Origin of the sequence: Nonomuraea maheshkhaliensis, assembly GCF_039529435.1 — a bacterium.
GTDB lineage: Bacteria > Actinomycetota > Actinomycetes > Streptosporangiales > Streptosporangiaceae > Nonomuraea > Nonomuraea maheshkhaliensis.
The window spans coordinates 1-1,565 of record NZ_BAAAMU010000301.1 but is presented as its reverse complement, the minus strand read 5'-3'; the positions used below and the strand labels follow the sequence as shown (position 1 = coordinate 1,565).

Genomic DNA, 1,565 nt, shown 5'->3' with positions numbered 1-1,565 from the left:
GCTCGCCGAGCACGGCGGCCACCTCGTCCGGCTCGATCCGGACGCCGCGCACCTTCACCTGGTCGTCCAGGCGGCCCAGGCATTCCAGGGTTCCGTCGGGATGCCACCGGGCCAGGTCCCCGGTGCGGTAGAGACGCCCGCCCGGCGGCCCGAACGGATCGGGGACGAACCGCTCCGCCGTGAGCCCGGCCCGGCCGTGGTAGCCGCGGGTGACGCCGTCCCCGCCGATCAGCAGCTCGCCCGGCACGCCCACCGGCACCGGACGCAGGCCGCCGTCCACCACGTACACGGTCGTGTTCGCCACCGGCCGGCCGATGCGCATCGTCTCGGGGGAGCCCGGCACCCGGTACGCGGTCGACCAGATCGTCGTCTCGGTGGGCCCGTAGAAGTTCCACAGCTCGTCGGTGACCGTCAGCAGGCGGGCGGCCAGGTCGGGGGGCAGGGGCTCGCCGCCGAGGATGGCGCGCGGCAGTCCGGCCGGCAGGTGCTCCAGCGCCACGCTCGCGACGGACGGGGTGAGCTGGACCAGGTCAGCGTCCTCCGCCGCCTGGCGGATCTCTTTCGGCGTACGGGCGGCGTCCTCGGGGGCGATCACGAGCGTGCCGCCGGACAGCAGCGGCGTGAAGATCTCCAGCGCCGCGATGTCGAACGAGAGCGAGGTCATGAACAGCGCGCTGCCGCCGCCCAGCCGCCGGATCACGTCGGTGACCAGGTTGACCACGCCCCGATGCGGCACCTGCACCCCCTTGGGGCGGCCGGTGGAGCCGGAGGTGTAGATGAGGTACGCCAGATTGTCGGGCCCCACCCCCGGCAGCGGCGAAGGCCCTGCCACGTCGGAGCCGGGCACGTCCAGCAGCAGCTCAGCAGGACGTTCGGCCGGCAGCCGGTCGAGGCAGGCCGAGTCCGTGAGCAGCAGCTCCGCCCCCGAGTCGGCCAGCAGGTACGCCAGCCGCTCCGCCGGATACGCCACGTCCAGCGGCAGATAGCACCCGCCCGCCCTGAGCACCGCGAGCAGCGCCACGATCTGGTGCACCCCGCGCGGCAGGCACAGCGCCACGCACGACTCCGCCCCGACCCCCCTGGCCGCCAGCCGCGCGGCCAGCGCCGCCGTACGGGCGTCGAGCTCGGCGTAGGTGAGCTCCACCCCGTCCTGCGCCCGCACCGCCACCGCGTCGGGGGTGCGCGCCGCCTGCTCGGCGACGAGCTCGTGCAGGGTCCGGTCCGGGTACGGCGCGGCGGTGTCGTTCCAGCCGGTCAGCAGCTCGCGCCGTCGCTCGGCGGTCATCAGCGGCAGCTCCGACAGCCGGATGCCCGGATCCGCGGCGGCGGCCTCCAGGATCAGCCGGTACGCGCCGGCCAGCCGGGCGATCGTGCCGGCGTCGAACAGGTCGGTGCTGTACTCCAGGTAGACGCCGGCCCCGTCGGCCGTCCTGACCACGTCCACGTTCAGGTCGAGCTGGGCGGTGCCGTTCGGGAACTGCCCCCGCGACGCCATCGGCAGCAGGTTGAAGCCCACCTGGAAGAGCGGCGTCCTGCTGGTGTCGCGCACCGGCTGCAGCGCCTCG

General features: G+C 74.6%; 1 protein-coding gene. It reads right to left on the bottom strand.

What is annotated here, in order from left to right:
- Positions 1-1,565, bottom strand: a 1,565-nt coding sequence (locus ABFX54_RS56505) for a non-ribosomal peptide synthetase (RefSeq protein ID WP_346115595.1), incomplete at both ends; no start/stop codon positions are given.